2 protein-coding genes are annotated in these 1,208 nt (G+C 66.1%); both read left to right on the forward strand.

The window, feature by feature from the left end:
* Positions 1-92 precede the first annotated feature (92 nt).
* Positions 93-965, forward strand: coding sequence for a LysR substrate-binding domain-containing protein (locus tag EN969_RS31870; protein WP_063170296.1), 873 nt, complete (start codon positions 93-95; stop codon positions 963-965).
* A 131-nt stretch (positions 966-1,096) separates the two neighbouring features.
* The coding region (locus EN969_RS36820; protein ID WP_164758704.1) for an Lrp/AsnC family transcriptional regulator at positions 1,097-1,208 on the forward strand (112 nt) is incomplete at its 3' end.

The following is a 1,208-nucleotide window of genomic DNA, read 5'->3' on the forward strand; positions in this document are numbered from 1 at the left end:
CAATGTGGAAGTTGCGCTGCCAGCCTTCGGCCACGACGAAGGCTGGTTGGCCGACCGCCTTCCCGGCGCTGAATATTCGCAGGAGCAAGAGAATGCGCTTCGATCTGGTCGATCTCCGCCTGTTCCTGCTGGTGGCCGAACGCGGCAGCATCACCCATGGCGCCGAGCTTGCCGGACTGGCCCTGGCGTCGGCCAGCGCCCGCATCAAGGGCATGGAGGAGCGGCTCGGCGCGCCGCTGCTGGAGCGCCGGCGCCGTGGGGTGGTGCCGACGGCGGCCGGACAGGCGCTGCTGCATCATGCGCGCGCGGTGCAGAACCAGATCGAAGCGATGACCGGCGACCTCGCCGCCTATGCCACCGGCCTGCGCGCCCGCGTCCGGCTGATGGCCAACACCGCCGCCACAGCCGAGTTGCTGCGCGAGATCCTGCCCGCCTTCCTTGTCGCGCATCCCGGCATCGACATCGAGCTCGACGAGCGCCCCAGCCATGAGATCGCGCAAGCCGTGGCCAGTGGTGCGGCCGATCTCGGCATCGCCGCCACCTGGGCCGGCCTTGCGCACCTCGAGCAGAAACCGTTCTTCATCGACCGGCTGGTGGTGATCGCCGCGCGAAACCGGCCCGGCCTTGAAGGCCGCACCGTCAACCTCACTGAGCTTCTCGGCGAATCTTTCGTCGGCCTCAGCACCGGCCATGCGCTGCAGGAGCACATCGCCCGCCAGGCGGCCCGCCTTGGCGGCCATCTGCATATCCGCATCCACGTTCCCGGCCTCGACAATGTCTGCCGGCTGGTCGCGCAAGGTGCCGGCATCGCCATCGTGCCGGAAAGTGCCGCCCGCCGCTCGGCGCGGACGCTACGCACACTGCGGCTGACCGATGACTGGGCAACGCGCCAGCTCAACCTCTGCGCCCGCCGCTTCGACGAGTTGACACCGCAGGCAAAATTGCTCGCGACAGCGCTGGCGTGAGCCGGACAGCGAGCACCTATCCCCATCAGCGCTGAATCATTGCCTTGCTTTTCAAATGTTCGTGACGTAGCTTGTTTGCACATTGGCAAAAAAATCGCCAAACTTTTTTCCTTTTGTGAAAGACGGGGACTTTGCGGGAACATCTCGATCTGACCGATCGGCGGCTGGTCAAACAGCTGTCGCAGGACGCCCAGCCGGGCATCAACCGGATCGCCGAGATATTGGCGATTTCGGTGCCGACGG

It is taken from the genome of Mesorhizobium sp. M7A.F.Ca.CA.003.01.2.1, from assembly GCF_003998945.1.
GTDB lineage: Bacteria > Pseudomonadota > Alphaproteobacteria > Rhizobiales > Rhizobiaceae > Mesorhizobium > Mesorhizobium ciceri.